The sequence below is a fragment of the Arthrobacter sp. Hiyo1 genome (assembly GCF_001263615.2).
Taxonomy (GTDB): Bacteria; Actinomycetota; Actinomycetes; order Actinomycetales; family Micrococcaceae; genus Arthrobacter.
The window spans coordinates 86,543-88,048 of record NZ_DF952470.1; the positions used below are offsets into that span (position 1 = coordinate 86,543).

Consider the following 1,506-nt stretch of genomic DNA (forward strand, 5'->3'; position numbering starts at 1 on the left):
GGCCTCCGCGGACCGGGCGGTCTTGGACGGCGCGTTCGGCCTGGCCTTGGCTGCCTGCGCGGCGGCCAGCGATCCGCGGCAACGGGAACGGCTGCTAACCCGCCGAACCAACTGAACTCCCCTGCAGGGACGCTCGCTCACTTATGATGCCAAAATCGGGATCCCTCGCTCAGATCATCTGAGCGACGGTCCCGGGGCTTTCAGTCATAGGTGAGCGAGCGTTGGGGATATTCGGGTCATAGGTGAGCGAGCGTCGGGATATTCGGGTCATAGGTGAGCGAGCGTCGGGGAGGGCGGGCCGCACCCACGAATTCACCCCGTCGCCCGCTCTGGTTCCCGCCGTCGAGCGGGCGGACAATGATCTCAGCAGTTCGCAAAGGAGCGCAATGGGATTCTCGAGGCAACAAAAGACGGCGCCGGGCATGGCCGCATTTGGCCGCCCTCGTGATCCCGTGATCGATCTCGCCCGGTTCTTCTGCCTCGTTCTGGTGGTGCTCTCGCACTGCATGATGGTCAGCCCGGTCCTGCACCCGGACGGCACCGTCACCACCGAAAACACACTCATGGAACAGCACTGGTTTGAACCTGTCCTGTGGGTGTTCCAGGTGATGCCGCTGTTCTTCGTCCTTGGCGGGATCACGGGACTGGAATCGTGGCGTCGCTTGCGTGCGCGCGGAGGATCCGGCATCGACTACGCGCAACTGCGGCTCCTGCGCCTCATCCGTCCGGCAACTGCGCTGCTGGCGTCGATGTTCGTGGGGCTCTGGGCCGCGAGCCTGCTTGGCGTCGACCCGGAAGTGGTCCAGCTCATCGCGACCGGCGCGGGCATGCCCTTGTGGTTCCTGGCCGCCTACCTCGCCACCCAACTGAGCGTTCCCGTGCTGGCCCGGCTGCACGGACATTCCCCGTGGTTGACCCTCGGCGGGCTCGTTGCCGCCGTGATCACCCTGGACTCCTTGCGCGGGGCGTTCCCGATGCTCGCCTTCGTCAACATGCTCTTCGTGTGGTGCGCGGTCCAGCAATTCGGCTTCTTCATCGCTGACGGCATCTTCGCTGGACGCAGCCGGGGCTGGTTCGCGGGGTTGATCGTGGGCAGCAACCTGCTCTTGGGGTTCGTGACTGGAATCGGGGTCTACTCAGGAAACATGATCGTGGACCTGAACCCGCCCAACTTCTGCATGCTGCTTCTGGGTTTGTCCCAGGCTGCAACCCTCCAATTGCTCCGCCCCGCTCTTGCCTGGGCGGCCGGCGTGCGCTGGATCCGTTGGATGGTGGCCGTGGCGGGCCGGCGGTCCATGACGGTCTACTTGTGGCATTTGCCGCTGCTCGCAGCCATGTCCGGGCTGCTTCTGCTTACGGACTTCCCCAAGCCAGCGGCAGGTACGGCCGAATGGTGGTGGGCCCGCCCGCTGGTGCTGCTGGGCGTCCTCCTGCTCTTGATTCCGGTCCTGCTGCTGTGCGGAAGGCTTGAAGAGCGCCCGACGGCGGCCAGCCACGCGCGCGGCA

General features: G+C 65.6%; 1 protein-coding gene. It reads left to right on the top strand.

All coding sequences use genetic code 11. The features are described 5' to 3' along the window. Positions 1 to 386: 386 nt before the first annotated feature. Positions 387 to 1,506, top strand: a 1,120-nt coding sequence (locus AHiyo1_RS09345; protein WP_059388385.1) for an acyltransferase family protein, incomplete at its 3' end; no start/stop codon positions are given.